Here is an 18432-nt window from a genome sequence, read left to right as displayed (position 1 = left end):
ATTAGCCATGACCCAACTTTCCCCAGCCCCACGCCTGCCGGTTTTTGACGGTCACAACGATCTGTTGCTGCGCCTCTGGCTGCCGGCTGAACAGGACCCTGTGGCGCGTTTTCTGCACGGATCTCTTCCGGGGCATCTGGATATGGCCCGCATCCGTCAGGGCGGCTTTGCGGGTGGACTCTTTGCCGTGTTTGTCCCGCCCGCGCAATTTGTTAAGCAAGGCAGTGAAGCTTATGACGAGGCGCAGCACGATCCCTTAGCTATCACTGAAGCCCAAATCGCCTTGCTGCACAGAATTGCAGCGGAAAGCGCAGGCGGCGCGAAAATTTGCCGCACGGCAGCGGAGATTGAGCAGTGCATCCAGCAGGGCGTGCTGGCGATGGTGCTGCATATTGAAGGGGCGGAAGCGCTGGATGAAGAGCTAAGCCAGTTGGAAAGCTGGATAGCGGCCGGGCTGCGCAGCGCAGGCCCGCTGTGGAACCTGGCGAACCGCTTTGGCACCGGCGTCACCGGCAATTTCCCCGGCTCGCCCGACAGCGGCGAAGGGCTGACCCCGCTGGGGCTGAAGCTGCTGCGCACCTGCAACCAGAAAAAGCTGTTGATTGATCTTTCCCACATGAATGAAAAAGCCTTCTGGCAAACCGCTGAGCAGAGTAATGCACCGCTGGTTGCCACCCATTCAAATGTTCATACCATTTGTCCCCAGCCGCGTAACCTTACTGACGCTCAGCTGCGTGCCATTGCAGAAAGCGACGGATTTGTTGGCGTCAATTTTGGTAACGCTTTCCTGCGCGCCGACGGTAAACGCGACGGCGATACGCCGCTGGGGCAGATACTTCGTCACCTCGAAGGATTGATGGCTATCCTTGGAGAAGATCGCATTGGCTTTGGCTCAGACTTTGATGGCATCAGCGTGCCGGATGCCCTTCAGGACGTAGCCGGGTTGCCGCGCCTGATCGAAGCCATGGAGTCGGCAGGCTATTCCGCGAAGCTGATTGAAAAAATCTGCTGGCGCAACTGGGTCGCCGTACTGAGAAAAACCTGGGGTGAATGAACCATATGGAACATTTTGTGCGCATTTCCCCGGTAACCCTGCTGCTTACAGGGTTGATATCGTATAAGCTTAGGCGCAACATTTGTGCGCCAAATTTTCGATATTTGACAACAAGCGCATTACCTGCCGAACTTATCAGGGCAGAACGTTTGATTTTTCATTAACACTGAGAGGATCCCGCCATGTGGACTAAACCTAAATTTGTTGATTTACGCTTAGGTCTGGAAGTGACGCTGTACATCTCCAACCGTTAATCCCTTATGCCCACGGCCTGCTGTGGGCATCTTCTTCTCTTTTCCTGGTCTACACATGCAGATTAACGTTCTCGGCTCTGCGGCGGGTGGCGGCTTCCCACAGTGGAACTGCAACTGCCGAAACTGTCAGGGCGTGCGTAATGGCACCCTGAAAACCTCGGCGCGGACACAGTCTTCGATAGCCCTTAGCGATGACGGCATCAACTTTGTGCTGTGCAACGCCTCACCCGATATTGCCCATCAGCTGGCCGCTACGCCTGCGTTGATTAAAAAAGATGTGCTGCGCGGCACGGCGATTGGCTCGATTATTCTCACCGACAGCCAGATTGACCATACCGCCGGACTGCTGAGCCTGCGTGAAGGCTGTCCGCACCAGGTCTGGTGTACGCCAGAAGTGCATGATGACCTGACCACCGGTTTCCCGGTGTTTACCATGCTGAAGCACTGGAACGGCGGCCTGATCCATCATGGCATTACGCCGGGTGAAGCTTTCTCTGTGGCCGTCTGTCCGGCGCTGAAATTTACCGCTATTCCTTTACTCAGCAACGCTCCGCCCTACTCCGCCTGGCGGGGTAAGCCGCTGCCTGGCCACAATATCGCGCTGTTTATTGAAGATACCCGCACCGGTAAGACGCTGATGTATGCGCCCGGTCTGGGGGAGCCGGACAGCGAGCTAATGGGCTGGCTGCAAAAAGCGGACTGCCTGCTGATTGACGGCACGCTGTGGCAGGACAATGAGTTAGCCACTACCGGCGTGGGCCGCAACACCGGTCGGGATATGGGGCACCTGGCGCTGGCAGAGGAGCAGGGGCTGATTGCCCTGCTGGCCTCACTGCCGGCGGAGCGTAAAATTCTTATTCATATCAATAATACCAACCCAATCCTGGATGAAGAGTCCGCTGAACGTCAGATGCTGACGCAGCTGGGCATTGAAGTCAGCTGGGACGGCATGGTAATTGACCTTTAACGAGATGAAGACGATGTCAGATAATTTTCCCGCAGAGCCGATGACGCCCGAAGCGTTTGAACAGGCTTTGCGCGCCAAAGGCGCTTATTACCATATCCATCACCCGTACCATATTGCGATGCACAACGGCCAGGCCACGCGTGAACAGATCCAGGGTTGGGTAGCGAACCGTTTTTACTACCAGACCAGCATTCCGCTGAAGGATGCGGCGATTATGGCGAACTGCCCGGATCCGAAAACCCGCCGCAAGTGGGTGCAGCGGATTCTGGATCACGATGGTCAGGAAGGCAGTGAAGGGGGCATTGAAGCCTGGCTGCGCCTCGGCGAAGCGGTGGGCCTGGAGCGTGATGTTTTGCTCTCTGAGCGGATGGTACTGCCCGGCGTGCGGTTCGCCGTGGATGCTTACGTCAACTTTGCCCGCCGTGCAGTCTGGCAGGAAGCGGCCTGTAGCTCCCTTACCGAGCTGTTTGCGCCGCAGATCCACCAGTCGCGCCTGGATAGCTGGCCGCAGCACTACAAGTGGATAGAAGCTGAAGGTTACGGCTATTTCCGTGGCCGCCTGAGCCAGGCTAACCGCGACGTTGAGCACGGCCTGCAACTGGCGCTGACCTACTGCACCACCGTGGAAAAACAGCAGCGGATGCTGTCAATTCTGCAATTCAAGCTGGATATTCTCTGGAGCATGCTGGATGCGATGAGCATGGCCTACGAGCTGCATCGTCCGCCTTATCACACCGTGACCGACAAGATGTCCTGGCATAAAGAGAGGTTAGTGTGATGGTGATTAACGAGCAGCAGATCCCCGCCTTCCGTCGCGGCTACCGTCTGCAATGGGAGCAGGCGCAGGATTGCCACGTCATCCTTTACCCGGAAGGCATGGCAAAACTCAATGAGAGCGCCACCGCTATTTTACAGCTGGTGGATGGCAAGCGTTCCGTTGCCGACCTGATTGCCGGGCTGAACGCCCAGTTTCCTGACGCTGGCGGCGTGGATGACGACGTAAAAGAGTTTTTCAATCAGGCTTACGAACAAAAGTGGATAATCTTCCGTGACCCAGCTTAATCCTCAGGTCAATCCGCCGCTCTGGCTGCTGGCAGAACTGACTTATCGTTGCCCGTTGCAGTGTCCCTACTGCTCTAATCCGCTGGATTTTGCCCAGCAGGAGAAGGAGCTAACCACCGGGCAATGGATTGAAGTGTTCAGACAGGCTCGTCAGATGGGCGCCGTGCAGCTGGGCTTTTCCGGCGGCGAACCCCTGGTGCGTAAGGATCTGCCGGAATTGATCCGCGCAGCGCGCGATCTCGGTTTTTACACCAACCTGATCACCTCCGGCATCGGCCTGACGGAGAAGAAGATCGATGCCTTTGCCGAAGCCGGACTGGATCATATTCAGATCAGTTTCCAGGCCAGCGATGAGACGCTGAATGCGGCGCTGGCTGGCTCACAAAAGGCGTTCCAGACCAAGCTGGCGATGGCCAAAGCGGTGAAGGCGCATGGCTACCCGATGGTGCTCAACTTTGTGCTGCACCGCCACAATATCGATCAGATCGATCGCATTATTGAGCTGTGCATTGAGCTGGAAGCGGATGATGTGGAGCTGGCGACCTGTCAGTTTTACGGCTGGGCGCAGCTTAACCGGGAAGGTCTGCTGCCCACGCGTGAGCAGATTGTCCGCGCCGAAGAGGTGGTGCACCACTACCGCGAGAAAATGACCGCCAGCGGCAACCTCGCTAACCTGCTGTTTGTCACGCCCGATTATTATGAAGAGCGGCCCAAAGGATGCATGGGCGGCTGGGGAGCCATCTTCCTGAGCGTTACGCCGGAAGGCACCGCCCTGCCGTGCCACAGTGCCCGTCAGCTTCCCGTACAGTTCCCCTCGGTGCTGGAAAGCTCGCTACAGGAGATCTGGTATGAGTCGTTCGGCTTCAACAAGTACCGCGGCTTCGACTGGATGCCGGAACCGTGCCGCTCCTGCTCAGAAAAAGAGAAAGATTTCGGCGGCTGCCGCTGCCAGGCCTTTATGCTGACCGGTAACGCCGACAACACCGATCCGGTCTGCTCGAAATCTCCGCATCACGGCAAGATCCTGGAGGCCCGCGAGCAGGCGAACTGCACCAATATGCAGATAAGCCACCTTCAGTTCCGCAACCGCACAAATTCCCAGCTGATCTTCAAAACGGGCGCCTGAAAATGCTGGCAGTGCGGCGCATCACTCTGGCAAACGGCCTGCGGGTCAACCTGATCCAGGATCCTGACGCCAGCCGTGCCGCCGCGCTGATCCAGCTTGCTGCCGGCAGTCATGACGGCCCGCGTGAGTGGCCTGGCCTGGCGCATCTGCTGGAGCACGTTCTGTTTGCCGGTAGCGAAGGGTATCAGGATCAGCAGCGGCTGATGGCCTGGGGGCCAGCTAACGGTGCCAGGCTTAACGCCACTACACAGGCTCACTACACCGCCTGGTTCTTTGACATTGCCCCGGAAAAACTCAGGCCGGGCTTGCGGCGGCTGACAGATATGCTCGCCAGTCCCTTACTGACACAGGAGTCGGTACGCCAGGAAGCCGCGATCATTGATGCAGAGTTCCGGCTCTTATCCCGCCATACGGAGACGCTGTGTGAAGCCGCGCTGAGCCAGGCCTTTGCCACGCCTCAGCCTCTTCATGCGTTTCATGTCGGCAATCGCGCTGCCTTTGGTGATGACGACGCGGCGCTGCAACAGGCCTTACAGGTTTATCACCAGCGCTTTTTCCGGGCTGACAAGCTGGAGCTGTGGCTTCAGGGGCCGCAGTCCGTTGAAGCGCTGGCTGAACTTGCTGAAGAGGTGGGCGCGATCTTCTCCTCTTCCCCTGCCCTCAGCGAAGCTGAAATTCAACCGCTCACTCTGAATTCGCCCCGCCATTATGGTCTGCATCTCGCCAGCGCAGAGCGCCTTCAGCTCAGCGCTGCGTTCTCTGGAACGCCAGAAATGCTTGCTGTGCTGCGCGAACTGCTGACGGACAGGGCTGAACGCAGCCTGCTTGCTACGCTGCGTGAGTGGGGGCTGGCCGATGATGTAACGCTGCTTGAACCCTACCGCGCTCCACGCCAGTCGGTTATAAGCGTGCAGTTTGAACTCTGTGACGCCACCGATCCGGCTATCAGTGAAGCCCTGCTCAGCCTGTCGGCCTTAAAACCTGCATCCGGCAAGGGTGGCACATCGATCTCAGAAGCCGTTTTCACGCCTTCAGTCGTGGAGGCGCTGTTCAGCCGCTGGGTGCAGCAGCTGACCATGCTGAATGAAGATCTGCTCACTCATTACGCGGGGCTGGCGCGTCGTCGCTTTGCGCAGCTTTCTGCGCTGGATCAGCTGCGGGCGCGCGCCTTTGGTTTCGTTCCCCCCACGGCAGATGTCCCACTGAAGGAGCGGTGGCAGGCGCTGTTGTCAGCGCTTCAGCCGGAAAAGCTGACCACACTCTGGATCTCATCCCGCGTTGATGCCAGCCCTGTGCAGTTGCAGGGTTTCAGGCTGCATAGCGGTGCTGTCGACTGGCGATCAAGCCCTCTTTGCAACGCGCCGGAAATGAGGTTTTATGCCGCCGGAGAAGCCAACAGGCTGCCTTCTCTGCCCGATGAACAGGCTCCGCTGAGGCATTTCCCTGCTTTCTGCCAGCCTGTGCTGCTGCTCAATCCTGCGGCTGGCTTCTTCTCACACCAGGCCGCCGCGCTGGCAGAGGCGGCGTTACAGCCGGTTATCGGCCACGCTCTGCACCAGGGCGGCGAGCTGAGTTTTACGCAACAACAGGGTATCTGGCTGCTTCAGCTCAGCGCGCCGCCGGATCTGTTGCTGACCATGCTTGCAGCGGCGATCGACGCACTTAACACTCTCTCCCCGACGACGATTTCCCAGGGCAAACGACGTTACCACCAGGCAATGCAGGCCCAGTCGGCGGATATTGCTATCCGCGCGTTGCTGGCCCGCCTGCCTGAGCTGATAAGTTCACCTGCGAAAGCGATGACCAGCACCTTCGACGATCCTCAGTCTGTTGCTGCAAGCCAGGCAGAGATATCCCCGACAGCCGGTTACGGTGCGCCCAGCCTGAGGGGAATGCCGTGGCAGGCCACGCTTTACGGCGGCGATGCAGCATTGCAGAAGGCGGTTTCAAGGCTGCTTTCCCGCTGGCCGCCTGGGCCTCTGCCGGAAGCCTTCCCTGCGTGGCCACAGCAAGCCCGGCCAGCCGTTGTGAAGAGAGAGGGCGAAGGCGCTGCTTTAGTGGCAAACATTTCCCCGCCTGCGCCAGCGGCAACAACCGGCGACGAGGCGGCCGTGCTGCTGTTCTGTCCGTTGATCGACCGCACAGCAGAGTGTCTGGCCGCATGGCAACTGTTGGCGGCGCTCTATGAGCCGGAATTTTTCCAGCGGCTGCGGGTGGAGCTGAATATCGGCTATGTGGTGAGCTGCCGTTATCATCACTCTGCCGGAGAGGCGGGCCTGCTGTTTGCGCTTCAGTCTCCTACGCTAAGCAGCAGAGAGCTTAGGGCGCATATCGTGAATTTTCTCCGCGATATGCCCGACGTTATTGCTGATCTCACTCAAGAAGAGCTACAGAAAAAATCCGCTGTTCCGATCGCTGCCCTTCCCGGCCAGGCAATTAAGACTCCAGCACAATGCCTGGCGTACTGGCAGCAACAGCAGCTGAATTTACCCGACCTCTCCCCCTCCCTTTTTGCCTCTTTTTCCCCGGATAAACTCCGTCATTATTCCCGGCGGTTAGCCACAGAAAGTTCGGGCTGGATTTGGGCTGATTAATTCAGCCATGCCTGCCGTAAAAGGAAAACAGAACTGTGCAGAGCGCCGGTAAGCAGGTTTGTGAGCAATAACAACGCTCTTCATTTTGCTGCTGAGAGTGCTTAAAGTTAAGCCACTTTGTACCGATAACCTTTTTACCAGGTTATCTCCCTTACAGAGTAAGCACCATGCTTAAAAATATTAAAGTCGTTACCAGCATTCTCATTATGTTGATCGTCTTCAGTGCGTTGCTGCTGCTCTCCAGCGGCCTCTCCTTTAACGCCATCAATCAGGATAAAAATAACTTTGTGCGTGCCAGCGTGCTGACCCAGCAGCAGGGGAAGCTCAGTGACACCTTACAGACGTTGCTTAAAACCCGCATTACCATTAACCGTGCCGCCATCCGTATCCTCAAGAAGCAGACCGATCCCGCTTCACTGGCTGGCATAACCAAACTGCTCGCCACTGCCAGCACCACGCTGGACGGCGCTGCCCAGCACTTTTCCAGCTATAAGCAGGCACCTCAACAGAGCGGCCAGAATAGTGAGTTAGCTGCTGCGGTGAGCGATAGCTACCAGCAGATGTTCGATACGATGAAGATGTCGATTCAGTATCTGAGCGCCAATAACTACGAGGCTTACGGTAATCTGGATGCGCAGAAAGCTCAGGATGCCCTCGAAAACAGCTACAATCGCTGGCGCGACCAGAACAACCAGCTGCTGGCCGTGGGGATGACAGAGAATCAGACAGGGTTCACCCATATGATGTGGACACTGGCTACCGTGGTGCTGGTGCTGTTGCTGCTGGTTATCTCCGTCTGGATGGTGATTAAACGTGTGCTGCTGACGCCACTGAAACAGCTTCTGGCCCATATTCAGCGCATCGCCGCGGGTGATCTCTCCGATACGCTGGTGGTGGAAGGCCGCAGCGAGATGGGGCTGCTCGCCAGCAATCTCACCGCCATGCAGCAGTCGCTGATTGTTACCGTGGGTCATGTACGCGAAAGCTCTGATGCCATCTTTACCGGCGCCAGTGAAATCTCTCTCGGCAATAACGATCTCTCTGCCCGTACCGAGCAGCAGGCTGCCTCTCTGGAGCAAACCGCCGCCAGTATGGAAGAGCTGACTGCCACCGTGAAGCAGAATGCCGAAAACGCCCGCCAGGCATCGCAGCTGGCGAAAAGCGCCTCCGATACCGCAGAAAAAGGCGGTAAAGTCGTGGATGGCGTGGTGAAAACCATGAGCGAAATTGCCGGCAGTTCCAAGAAAATTGCCGATATTACCAGCGTGATCGACGGCATTGCCTTCCAGACCAATATCCTGGCACTGAACGCGGCGGTGGAAGCGGCACGCGCGGGCGAACAGGGGCGTGGTTTTGCCGTTGTTGCCGGTGAAGTCCGTAATTTAGCGCAGCGCAGCGCACAGGCTGCAAAAGAGATCAAAACCCTGATTGAGGCCTCGGTCAGCCGCGTGGATGCAGGATCGGCGCAGGTCGCCACCGCTGGCGAAACCATGCACGATATCGTTAATGCCGTGGTACGCGTGACGGACATCATGGGCGAAATCGCCTCAGCTTCGGATGAGCAGAGCCGCGGTATCGATCAGATTGGGCTGGCGGTGACAGAGATGGATCGTGTTACCCAGCAGAACGCCTCGCTGGTACAGGAATCTGCGGCGGCCTCCGCTTCGCTGGAGGAGCAGGCAAGCCGGCTTTCACAAGCCGTTGCGGTATTCAAAATCGGTCAGCAGCTGCCCGTCAGCAAGCCGGTAAAAACGCTGAAAGCTGCCGCGCCACGTAAAGCAGTGGCCGTGAGTGCTGAAGGGGGGAACTGGGAGACGTTTTAATCGCTTGCTCCGGCCCTGTTGTCAGCTGATGGGGCCGGGTTAGCTTGAGATCTGTCGGGTGACTTGTTGTCTGAGGGGCGCAGTGGGAGGCGAGCTATTTTTCCGGTGCCTGCGTGCCCCCGATAATCGGCAACACTTCGCGCATCATCTCCAGAAAACGTCGCAGCTTGGCGGGATAGAAGCGGGCGTAAGGATAAACCAGATAAATGGGCAACGGCGCCGCATGCCATTCAGGGCAGAGATGCTGTAATCGCCCTTGCTCAATATCCTCTTTCACCGCCCAGGATGAGGCGATGCCCGCCCCCATACCTGCCAGCATCGCATTGCGCAGGGCATAGAGACTGTCTGTCAGCAGCTGAGGGTGAATAGCAATATGCTCTGTCTCTTGCTGCTCGCTGGTCAGGGTAACCTGCTGACGATAGAAAGTGCTCAGTGCCACCCAGGGTAACTCTGCCAGCCCGGCAGGATGCTCAATAACGAGACCGGAAGCGAGAAGTTGTGGAGCGGCGACCACAATGCGCGGGATCTCCGCCACCAGCAGCGCCACCACAGAAGGATCGGTCACCGTGCCGACGTGCACTGCACAGTCAACGCCTTCGGCAATAAAGTCCGGCCGCCTGTCGCTGAGCATCCACTCCACCCGCATTTTGGGATAGCGTTGCAGATACTCCTGCAATGGCCCGATCATCTGATCCTGACCAAACGCATGGGGCACCAGCACCCGGAGCAGACCTTTCGGCTCTTCAGCGGCACCTTGCAGATCGTCCTCTATTGCCTGCCACTGTTCCACCAGTGCTTTGGCGTGGGCAAAACAGCGCTCGCCATCATCGGTCAGCTTCATCACGTGCGTGGTGCGTTGCAGCAGCTTCACCCCCAGCAGTCGCTCCAGTGACTGCAACCTCCGGCTGACCGTAGGCTGGGAGGTTTCCAGACGCAGCGCCGCCGCAGAGAGGGTGCCTGCTTCGACAATAAGAACAAAAGTTTGCATTAACGCTATACGGTCAATGCCTGACAAGGCCGTTTCTTTCATGCATCCAGCGTATAACAGTTTTACCCGGCAGGGCACTACCCATTGCCGGAGAATAGGGTAAAAATGTGACCATCATCACTCAATGAGTCTACATTATGTCCTTAGCTGAAACCGCCACTTTGCAGGAAAAAGGTCTGACAGGCCGCACCGTCTTTATGCTTGCTACCGGCGCAGGCTTTGCCGTCGCCGCTATCTATTACAGCCAGCCGATGCTGGGCATCCTGGTTAACGAGCTGCATGCGGGCGTCAGTACGGTTGGTCTGGTTCCCACCCTCACACAAATTGGTTACGCGCTGGGTATTTTGCTGCTGGCCCCGCTGGGCGATCGTCACGATCGCCGCCGGATCATCATTCTGAAAGGCGTTCTGCTGACGCTGGCTTTACTGCTGAGCGCCTTTAGCGGCGGCATTATTATGCTGCTGGTGGCGAGTCTGGCGGTCGGCATCACGGCAACAATGGCTCAGGATATTGTTCCCGCTGCGGCAACCCTCTCCCCTGCCGCAAGCCGGGGTAAAACGGTAGGCACAGTGATGACCGGCCTTCTGCTGGGCATTCTGCTCTCCAGGGTGCTGAGCGGCTTTGTGGCGGAGTTTTATGGCTGGCGGACTATGTTTGGCGCCGCAGCGCTCATGGTGCTGACTATTACCCTGATTATCTGGCGAAGCCTGCCCGCTATCCCGGCCAGCACCACCATGAGTTATCCGGCACTGCTCGCCTCAATGCGCCATTTATGGCGAGATTATAAACCGCTGCGCAGAGCCACGCTGGCGCAGGCGCTGCTTTCGGTGGGGTTCAGCGCTTTCTGGTCAACCCTGGCCATTATGCTGCATGAGGTCTATCATCTGGGCAGCGCTACCGCAGGCCTGTTTGGGCTGGCGGGCGCGGCAGGCGCATTGGCCGCCCCGCTCGCAGGTTCACTGGCCGACCGTCGCGGCCCGGAACTGGTGACCCGCATCGGCACTACGCTTGCCACCCTCTCCTTTGCGCTGATGTTTCTGCTGCCGCTGTTACCCGTGCCTTACCAGCTTGCTTTGATCGTGGTGTCTGCCGTGGGGTTTGATTTTGGCGTCCAGTCGACGCTGGTGTCACACCAGTCGATTATTTTCAGCCTGGAGCCGGCAGCGCGCAGTCGTCTGAATGCGCTGATGTTTACCGGTGTGTTTATCGGTATGGCGGCAGGATCGGCGCTTGGCAGCGTGATCCTGGACTTCGCAGGTTGGCAGGGCGTGGTCGTGATGCTGACGCTGGCCGGACTTGGCAGCATGGTAGTGCGCTGGATGAGTAAAAACTTACATCCTTAACGCAGGAAGCAGGAATTCAGAACGAGCATGAAACGCAGAGCCGTGCCTGCTACACAAATAAAGCTACCCGGCACGGAGCTATTTTTTTCTTTTGTACCGGGTTGGCCAGAGCTCTTGTGGTTGCCTGCCCAACGCAGCCGCTATCAGCTGCTCGCCTTTAGGCCAGGGACGCCGCAGAGCATTTGATAATGTTGAAGAAGCCAGTCCGGACTCTCTGGACAACGCTGATAACGTTGTCCCCTTTTTCTTTAATGCAGCAATAATATCGGCAGGGTGCCAGTCCTCATTATTCATAATGACTCTCTTTTAGCCTGGTTAAAGTCATACATGTAGACTATGAGTCACAAGCATATCACGTTATTTTTCAATTGTGACTAATAGTCCGTGGACTAATAGACTGCAAAGCGCAATGCTGAGCACATGGAAAAGCTAAACACCACCAAAATTCTTTTTGGAAAAAGAGTTAAACAACTCAGACTGCAGGCAGGCTTGTCGCAAGAAGCTTTCGCGCTAAAATGCGGGCTGGACCGGACCTATGTTTCTGGAATTGAAAGAGGTTTACGTAATCCTACGCTGGAAGTTATTGCTGTTCTGGCCACTGGTCTTGGCACTGAAATGAAAACGCTGATTGAGTTTTAATCGTAAAGGTTCAATATTTTTTATATTTTATATCGAGCTAATTCATTCTGTTGGGCATTAATTAAAATAGTTACTCCCCTAAGCTTTATAAAAAATATTTTTTCCATTCAAGATCGAAAAATAATACTTTTCGGATTTTATCCCAGGCGTCAGGAAAATGAGCGCCATTGTGCGCCGATCCACGCTTATCGTTAAAATCCAGAGGGAATAGCCTCTTTGTTTTGCATAACTTTATCGATTTTAATGAAGTGGCGTTCCACCCCAGCCCCATCCCTTGCCTGTGAACGTGCCCGGCGTTTCGCATTACCGGCTTCCATCAACTGAACCTGCGCAAAACCAGGTTTGCCCTGGCACGCCATGCTCTGTTCCCGGCAGGCAATCGCAAGATCCCTATCCTGCCGCTCCTGTCTGCATTTCTCCGGCTCGTTGCGCAGTAGCACACTCTTTCGCCGGTAAGCCTTGTTGCACGATCGCGGTAATTGCTGCATCCCTGGAGCCTCCGTTAGTGGAAGAAGTCAGGAAGGTGCCGAAAGAGTAGCCCTGCCCATCATCTCTGAATCACTGAAAGTGACATTGGCCAACCCCTTTTGCCCTGACAGCGACAACCATTATGCAGGCAGCAGCGTGATAAACAGGCCATGGAAGATCCCGCCGATCATCGCATCACGACAATCGCCCCCTGCACTGACAAAGATGCCGGTGCTTCCGCCTGCAAAGCAGGTGATCATCATGCCGGGCAGGATCATCGCCAGCCCTGTGCAGGGAACAGAAACAGGTCCAACACCAAACCAAAGCGACAGGTAGCGACACCGTGCCCTAAGGGGATCAATTTTCTTGTTACAGGTGAAAACTGCGCAGGCTATTCCCGATCCTGTGACGATAAAATCGTGATATTTTCCCTTAGCGGATCAGGGAATAACTATTTTTTACGCTTTTTACAGCGCGAGAATTATTTATTTTCCCGCAGCAAATAACAATAAGAATGGTTATCAAAACCATTTGGCTAATGGAATAAGTAACATTCATCACGAAATAATTATCACTTAAGTTTCAAAATGTTATACACTTAAAATAATAAGATAATAATTCCAACAAACGGTTTTTATTTCCGCAACAGACGTGCATAATGCGCACAATTACTCTTTTAAATTTATTCCCTGCCTGATGGAGCCACTATGCTGACTGCCGATATGATCGCTAAACTGAATGACCAGTTAAACCTTGAGTTTTATTCTGCCAATCTCTATTTACAGATGAGCGCCTGGTGTGCGGATAAAGGGTTTGAAGGGGCTGCGGCCTTCATGCATGAGCACTCTGTGGAAGAGATGCAGCATATGCAGCGTCTGTTCAGCTACCTGAGCGACACCGGTGCCATGCCGGTGCTGGGCAGCATTGCTGCACCGCCAGTAACGTTTAACTCACTGAACGAAGTGCTGGAGCAGGCTTATGAGCATGAAAAGCTGATCACCGGCAAAATCAACGAACTGGCTCACGCGGCCATGACCACACAGGACTACTCTACCTTTAACTTCCTGCAATGGTATGTTTCCGAGCAGCATGAAGAAGAGAAGCTGTTCAAATCGGTGCTGGATAAACTGGCGCTGGTGGGCACCGGTGGCCAGGGCATGTTCTTTGTGGATAAAGATCTGATGAAGATGAGCAGCACCAGCAACCCAGAGGCTTAAGAATTTCGCTGGCTTCCCCGCCTGACAGAGGCGGCAGTAAGCACAGCCAAAGCTGAACAGTAAAAAGGAGGCGCAAGCCTCCTTTTTTCTGGTTATGGTGATGCTATTTAAAGCACATTCCCGCACTTTACCCGCCGCTGCTCGCTGACCGTTTTACCGCCTGCTCCTGAGGATTACGCTGCTTATCAGGATTTTTATGCTCAAGGTCGGGACGTTTTTCGCCTTTCCTTCACCTGTTCAGCTTTCACCACCGATGCGTTATTGACCCAACTGCTGCGCACGAAAGTGGCTATATCTGCCCCCTGCCGGTCGTCCAGACACCATCCAATACCAGGCATAGTTAAGCCTGTAACGGCTCCATGCGTTATGTCCGCTTTCCCACCGTGCAGCACGATGCTGATCGGCAAGGAGGGATTGTCGCTCTGCATGGCGGGATTGTGTGCCAGCAAAGGAAACGCGGAGAAAAGTGGGTAACGTCAGGCCATCCGCAGACGGCCTGCACCACTATTTCGGCATAGAGAGGCGGTAAAATTTACTGTCTACCGCCATCAGCGGAAAGGCTTCCGGCAGGCTGCTTATGCTGACCTCCCGGAAGCCGTTTTTCTCGTAAAAACGGTGTGCGGCAACAAACTTATCGGTCGTGCCTAACCAGATGGACGCCAGTTTGCGCTGGCTTGCATGGCCCAGCAACGTGTTAAGTAACGCGTTCGCCACCCCCTGAGATTTGCCCCGAAAATCGCTGGCTACAAACATTTTGCGCAGAGCAGCCTGCTGCTGCCCCAGATCTTTCAGCCCAATGCAGCCCACAACTCTGTCGCCCGCAAGGGCCAGCCAGAAATCGCCCATGCCGCGCTGATAAAATGTTTCTATCTCATTAAGATCTGGTTGCTGTTGGGCGGTGATAGCAATGCCGAACTCCTGGGTCTGGATCGGCAGGATCAGATCCACGACCCCCTGATGAAAACGGGGTTGATAGCGATGAAGTGACACGGTTTGCGTCATCATGCCTGCTCTCTTACTGAGGGGTGATAAAAAGACTGTATCACGTAATTACGCAAAATTTACGCCTCATTTTGCCCCTATCCCCGCCACTGTTAACAATTCATCCGGTGGAGATTTCACGCCCTGGCAATGCCTGTGAACCAGTCTGGCAAGATGCGGGCGCCTGAAGTTAACGTTATCTCCCTGCGCTGAATCCGGTAAACCGTGGCCCTGGGCGGATCACAATGCGCGGCGGGCGCCGCAAATTGATCTGGGTTACACATTCGTGAGGTTTGCCTCCCTTCCGCATCAAGGTGTTATCCTCAACCGGACTAACGGGCTACTATTCTTGCTGGTACAGGTAACGCACAGGTCAGAACGATGAAAATTGATGCGGATATTACTTTTCGCAAGCTGGATATTTTTATGGCCTTTATGCAGCGCGGCAACATTGCCCGCACCGCCGAGGCGCTGGGGATCAGCAGCGTGAGCGTGCATCGCGCCCTGCATACGCTGGAAGAGAACGTACGCTGTCCGCTGTTTATCCATCAGGGGCGCAACCTGGTTCCGCTGCCCGCAGCCCATACGCTGTGCGAATACAGTCAGGAAGTCACGGGTTTAATGGCGCGGGGAATTGAAGAGACGCGCAAAACGGCGGGGGTGGGCCAGGGGCGGTTACGGCTGGGTACTCTCTATTCGCTGACGCTGGAAACCATTCCTCAGCTGATTATGGGGATGAAAATACGCCGCCCCGATCTGGAGCTGGATTTAATGATGGGTTCCAACCAGGCGCTGCTCGGTAAACTTGAGGAGGGCTTTCTGGACGCCATTTTGATTTCACAGACTGACAGTGAAATTGATCTTAACCGTTTTGTTGCTCTGCCGCTGTTTGAAGATGATATTTTCCTGGCTGCGCCTGCCGCGTCGGGTTTTGATACCTCTCACCCCGCCGATCTGCGGGACTTTCGTCAGCAGAAGTTCGTTGCGCTGGCTGAGGGGTTTGCCACCTATCACGGCTTTAAAGAGGCATTTAATATCGCCGGATTCGAGCCTGATATTGTGATGCGGGTAAACGATATTTTTTCTATGTTAAGTCTGGTGCAGGCGGGCGTGGGGCTGACGTTGATCCCCGGCAGGATGAAACGGGTATATGAGAATTCGGTACAGCTGCTGAACCTTGCCGCGCCCTATCAGATGCGGCAAACGCTGGCGATTGTGTTTGAACGTAACCGCGAACGCGATCCAAATCTGCTGGCCCTGGCGGCAGAGGGCAGGATGTACAGCCGCCAGCGCACTAGCGCGGGTTTCGGAGTCGCTTAGCCAGCGTCAGCGCCAGGTCGCTTCCGCCCTGTTCCAGCGACAGGGCTTCTCCCTCGCTGAAGGCCTGCCGGGTCAACCCGGTCAGCACCGCCCCAGGCGGCATTTCTATTGCCAGACGAACTTCACGCTCATTGGCTGCAATCATCGCTTCATGCCAGCGTACGGTGCGCGACATATTAAAGGCGAGATCGTCGGCTATCTGTTCCGGCTGCCACACTACCCTGCCGCTGCTGCCGCTCAGATAAGCCGTGCGTGGGCGAGAGAGCGTGATGCTCTGAAACGCTTCTGCCAGCTTCTCCGCAGGCCCGGCAAGCAGCGCACAATGGGAAGGCACGCTTACCGCCAGACGGTGTACTCTCTGCGCTCCGGCACTCAACGCTTTTTCGGCCACCCGCTGCATAGCGGCATCACTACCGGCAATCACCAGCTGCTGCTCGGCATTGATGTTAGCGATCCAGCTTTGCTCATCCAGCAGCGGCTCCAGCTGGCTCAACGTCAGGCCGATAATTGCCGTCAGGCCGTAGCCGTGGGGGTAAGCCTGCTCCATCAGCTCACCGCGTAAAGAGACCAGCCGCAACGCATCCTCAAACTTTAACGCTCCGGCAATCACCGCCGCGGGATAGGCGCCAATTGACAGGCCGCAGGTCATGTCCGGAAACAGCCCCCGATCCTGTAATGCACGTGCATGCGCCACGCCCGCAATCAGCAGGCACAGCTGCACGGCGCGGGTATGGCGCAGGGCTTCGGCGCTGTCCAGCGCTGTCGCCTGCTCGCCCAGTACCTCACTGGCGTGGCGTAAAATCTCGTCCCCTGCCGGAAGCTGTTGCAGCATGCCTGCGCGCTGCGGCCCCTGGCCGGGAAAAGTGAGCAAAATTTTCATCCGCAGTTTCTCCGTGGTTGAGCCTTTAGCGGCATCTTCAGGCTGTTCACGCGGCGCTTAAATATGCACCGGCTTCCTCATGCTGCTTATTTATTGCTGCGCAGCAGTCCCGGCTTCACCGGCGATCCAGGGTTGTGCTGTCAGGCGAGGCCCAAGGTTCGTTTTCAGCATCACCCTTCCCTCACGCAGCCATTCCGCCAGCGCAAAAGCGCCCTGCGGCGTCTCCACCTGGGTATCTACCCGACAGGATAAATGCCGGGTGAACTCTTGCCAGCGCATAAGCTCCTGCTCCGCAACGGGCAGGTCGCAACGCAGAACCAGATCGAGATCGCTTGCGGCATGCATCACCGGCACCTCGGTCGCCAGCGCATAGCCCACGCTGCCGGTAATGCCCCACTGCCAGCCCCAGCGCTGCTGCGCAAGCTGGATAGCGGCCTGTACCGGCGGCAGGGAGACAAAGGGAGACCCCAGCAGAAGCGCACTCTCGCTGAGCGACTCCGGCGTTACGCAGCGGCGCACCGCATCCGCTGAGATCCAGGCTGCCGCGCGCTGGTCGCGGCGTAATCCCCGGATACCCACCGGAATTCTCCCTCCGGCATCCCAGTCCCGGCGCACCACCAGCGGCAAGGCTGAACGCCACTGGCTGCTGACCCATTCAGGCAGTTCGCCCTGGAGGTCATGAGCGCTGGCAAGCCAGACCAGATCGTGCGCACGAAGGGAGAAAACCATTTTACATTCCTGAAGTTAACGAGATAAACAGCGGTAGAGTAATGATACACAATACTGAACTGATCAGCAGAGCCGCTTCCGCATCTGGCGAAGAGACGCCAAAACGGTTACCAAACACCACGCCAAAGAAACCGGCTGACAGCGCAATCATCAGAATGGCGGTAATCGCTATCTGACCGTGCAGGCCAAGTGCCAGCACCAGCCCCCAGGCGATTAACGGCTGGATCAGCAGTTTGGTCAGGCTGGCTACCACTACCGCTCTGTTCATTTTCAGCTGACGCGCCGACAGAATAAGTCCGGTCAGGAACAGCGCCGCCGCAGTGGCAGCCAGACCCAGTGGTTTGATGGTGGAGAGCAGCAGTTCAGGCATACGAATACCCAGCGCTGAAAGCACCACGCCCAGCAACGGTCCCCAGACAATAGGCTTGGTCACCGAACGCCACATCAGCACCGGCAGCATCGCCAGGCTCGATTTGTGTTCACCACCTGCCGCCAGCGCCTTTTCACGCTCCAGAATCAGCAAACAGAACGGCGTCATCAGTACCGATCCACAGGCGATAGAGACCGCCACGGAGAGTGACGTCCCGGAGCTTTCCCCCAGCACGCTACCCAGGATTGGCAGGCCCAGTGCAGCATAGTTCGGCAGGGCAACCGTCAGCGTCAGCACTGCGGCATCCTCCGGTGACTTATGGAACACTTTGATGCATAAAAAATAGAACGCGGCATACGCCGCCCACATCGACAGCACCAGCACCACAATCAGCGGCGACTGGCCGACAATCCCGGCCCAGGGCGTCTGGACGGTGGCGGTAAACAGCGCCGCCGGTAGTGCAAAATCCATGACAAAAATATTGAGTAGAGACACATTTTTATTGTCCACCATCTTCGCTTTACCGGCATAAAAGCCCAGCAGCATAATGACGAAGATTGGTGCCAGAGCATGTACTATCACGTATGTCATAACATCACCTGTAGAAGTTGGGAGAA

General features: G+C 56.3%; 20 protein-coding genes. 12 read left to right on the top strand and 8 right to left on the bottom strand.

Features of this window, described 5'->3' with window-relative positions; all coding sequences use genetic code 11:
- The first annotated feature begins 7 nt into the window (after window positions 1–7).
- The 8 genes from AAH450_RS17565 (at window position 8) to AAH450_RS17530 (ending at window position 8880) form a co-directional block, all read left to right on the top strand.
- Window positions 8–1054, top strand: coding sequence for a dipeptidase (locus AAH450_RS17565; RefSeq protein WP_342911550.1), 1047 nt, complete (start codon window positions 8–10; stop codon window positions 1052–1054).
- Window positions 1055–1236: 182 nt separating this feature from the next.
- A complete protein-coding gene (pqqA, locus tag AAH450_RS17560) occupies window positions 1237–1308 on the top strand; it encodes a pyrroloquinoline quinone precursor peptide PqqA (RefSeq protein ID WP_071822147.1) in 72 nt (23 codons plus the stop codon).
- 55 nt (window positions 1309–1363) lie between these two features.
- On the top strand, window positions 1364–2275 hold the full coding sequence (gene pqqB, locus AAH450_RS17555; protein WP_342911365.1) for a pyrroloquinoline quinone biosynthesis protein PqqB: 912 nt from the start codon (window positions 1364–1366) through the stop codon (window positions 2273–2275).
- A 13-nt stretch (window positions 2276–2288) separates the two neighbouring features.
- On the top strand, window positions 2289–3053 hold the full coding sequence (gene pqqC, locus AAH450_RS17550; protein WP_342911364.1) for a pyrroloquinoline-quinone synthase PqqC: 765 nt from the start codon (window positions 2289–2291) through the stop codon (window positions 3051–3053).
- Entirely contained in the window at window positions 3053–3337 is a 285-nt protein-coding gene (gene pqqD / locus AAH450_RS17545) for a pyrroloquinoline quinone biosynthesis peptide chaperone PqqD (protein ID WP_463322746.1), read from the top strand. The genes pqqC and pqqD overlap by 1 nt, the downstream gene beginning before the upstream one ends.
- Window positions 3324–4463, top strand: a complete 1140-nt coding sequence (gene pqqE / locus AAH450_RS17540; protein ID WP_342911363.1) for a pyrroloquinoline quinone biosynthesis protein PqqE — start codon at window positions 3324–3326, stop codon at window positions 4461–4463. The genes pqqD and pqqE overlap by 14 nt, the downstream gene beginning before the upstream one ends.
- A 2-nt stretch (window positions 4464–4465) precedes the next feature.
- The gene (gene pqqF / locus AAH450_RS17535) at window positions 4466–7057 is read left to right on the top strand and encodes a pyrroloquinoline quinone biosynthesis protein PqqF (RefSeq protein ID WP_342911362.1); all 2592 of its coding nucleotides are present in this window, start codon (window positions 4466–4468) and stop codon (window positions 7055–7057) included.
- Between the two features lie 167 nt (window positions 7058–7224).
- Window positions 7225–8880 carry a methyl-accepting chemotaxis protein gene (locus AAH450_RS17530; RefSeq protein WP_342911361.1) on the top strand — a complete coding sequence of 552 codons (1656 nt, stop codon included), beginning with the start codon at window positions 7225–7227 and terminating at the stop codon, window positions 8878–8880.
- A gap of 94 nt (window positions 8881–8974) precedes the next feature.
- On the opposite strand, the gene AAH450_RS17525 is transcribed toward AAH450_RS17530, so the two are convergent.
- The gene (locus AAH450_RS17525; protein ID WP_342911360.1) at window positions 8975–9910 is read right to left on the bottom strand and encodes a LysR family transcriptional regulator; all 936 of its coding nucleotides are present in this window, start codon (window positions 9908–9910) and stop codon (window positions 8975–8977) included.
- Between the two features lie 95 nt (window positions 9911–10005).
- Here AAH450_RS17525 and AAH450_RS17520 point away from each other — a divergent pair, with 95 nt between their 5' ends.
- A complete protein-coding gene (locus AAH450_RS17520) occupies window positions 10006–11211 on the top strand; it encodes an MFS transporter (protein WP_342911359.1) in 1206 nt (401 codons plus the stop codon).
- A 78-nt stretch (window positions 11212–11289) separates the two neighbouring features.
- On the opposite strand, the gene AAH450_RS17515 is transcribed toward AAH450_RS17520, so the two are convergent.
- Window positions 11290–11505: a helix-turn-helix domain-containing protein gene (locus tag AAH450_RS17515; RefSeq protein ID WP_342911358.1), complete on the bottom strand. Its 216-nt coding sequence runs from the start codon at window positions 11503–11505 to the stop codon at window positions 11290–11292.
- 126 nt (window positions 11506–11631) lie between these two features.
- Here AAH450_RS17515 and AAH450_RS17510 point away from each other — a divergent pair, with 126 nt between their 5' ends.
- Complete coding sequence (locus tag AAH450_RS17510; protein WP_318789527.1) at window positions 11632–11850, top strand: helix-turn-helix domain-containing protein; 219 nt, start codon at window positions 11632–11634, stop codon at window positions 11848–11850.
- A 191-nt stretch (window positions 11851–12041) separates the two neighbouring features.
- Here the strand turns inward: AAH450_RS17510 and AAH450_RS17505 are convergent, their stop codons facing one another.
- Complete coding sequence (locus AAH450_RS17505; RefSeq protein ID WP_342911357.1) at window positions 12042–12338, bottom strand: hypothetical protein; 297 nt, start codon at window positions 12336–12338, stop codon at window positions 12042–12044.
- 120 nt (window positions 12339–12458) lie between these two features.
- Window positions 12459–12596, bottom strand: a complete 138-nt coding sequence (locus AAH450_RS17500) for a hypothetical protein (protein WP_342911356.1) — start codon at window positions 12594–12596, stop codon at window positions 12459–12461.
- A 429-nt stretch (window positions 12597–13025) separates the two neighbouring features.
- Here AAH450_RS17500 and ftnA point away from each other — a divergent pair, with 429 nt between their 5' ends.
- Window positions 13026–13535, top strand: a complete 510-nt coding sequence (gene ftnA, locus AAH450_RS17495) for a non-heme ferritin (RefSeq protein WP_342911355.1) — start codon at window positions 13026–13028, stop codon at window positions 13533–13535.
- 504 nt (window positions 13536–14039) lie between these two features.
- On the opposite strand, the gene AAH450_RS17490 is transcribed toward ftnA, so the two are convergent.
- The gene (locus AAH450_RS17490) at window positions 14040–14540 is read right to left on the bottom strand and encodes a GNAT family N-acetyltransferase (protein WP_342911354.1); all 501 of its coding nucleotides are present in this window, start codon (window positions 14538–14540) and stop codon (window positions 14040–14042) included.
- Between the two features lie 357 nt (window positions 14541–14897).
- Here AAH450_RS17490 and AAH450_RS17485 point away from each other — a divergent pair, with 357 nt between their 5' ends.
- The gene (locus AAH450_RS17485; RefSeq protein WP_342911353.1) at window positions 14898–15836 is read left to right on the top strand and encodes a LysR family transcriptional regulator; all 939 of its coding nucleotides are present in this window, start codon (window positions 14898–14900) and stop codon (window positions 15834–15836) included.
- On the opposite strand, the gene mdcH is transcribed toward AAH450_RS17485, so the two are convergent.
- The 3 genes from mdcH to AAH450_RS17470 all read right to left on the bottom strand — a co-directional run bounded on the left by mdcH (window position 15811) and on the right by AAH450_RS17470 (window position 18406).
- Entirely contained in the window at window positions 15811–16716 is a 906-nt protein-coding gene (gene mdcH / locus AAH450_RS17480; RefSeq protein ID WP_342911352.1) for a malonate decarboxylase subunit epsilon, read from the bottom strand. The two genes, AAH450_RS17485 and mdcH, sit on opposite strands and share 26 nt — an antisense overlap.
- 90 nt (window positions 16717–16806) lie before the next feature.
- Window positions 16807–17445 (bottom strand): malonate decarboxylase holo-ACP synthase, encoded by a 639-nt coding sequence (locus AAH450_RS17475; protein WP_342911351.1) that lies wholly within the window; start codon window positions 17443–17445, stop codon window positions 16807–16809.
- A 1-nt stretch (window position 17446) separates the two neighbouring features.
- On the bottom strand, window positions 17447–18406 hold the full coding sequence (locus tag AAH450_RS17470; protein ID WP_342911350.1) for an AEC family transporter: 960 nt from the start codon (window positions 18404–18406) through the stop codon (window positions 17447–17449).
- Between the last annotated feature and the right edge of the window lie 26 nt (window positions 18407–18432).

It is taken from the genome of Erwinia magellanica (genome assembly GCF_039023495.1).
In the GTDB taxonomy this organism is placed as follows: Bacteria; Pseudomonadota; Gammaproteobacteria; order Enterobacterales; family Enterobacteriaceae; genus Erwinia.
Note: the sequence above shows the minus strand (reverse complement) of the source record. Positions and strands in the feature narration are given on the sequence as shown.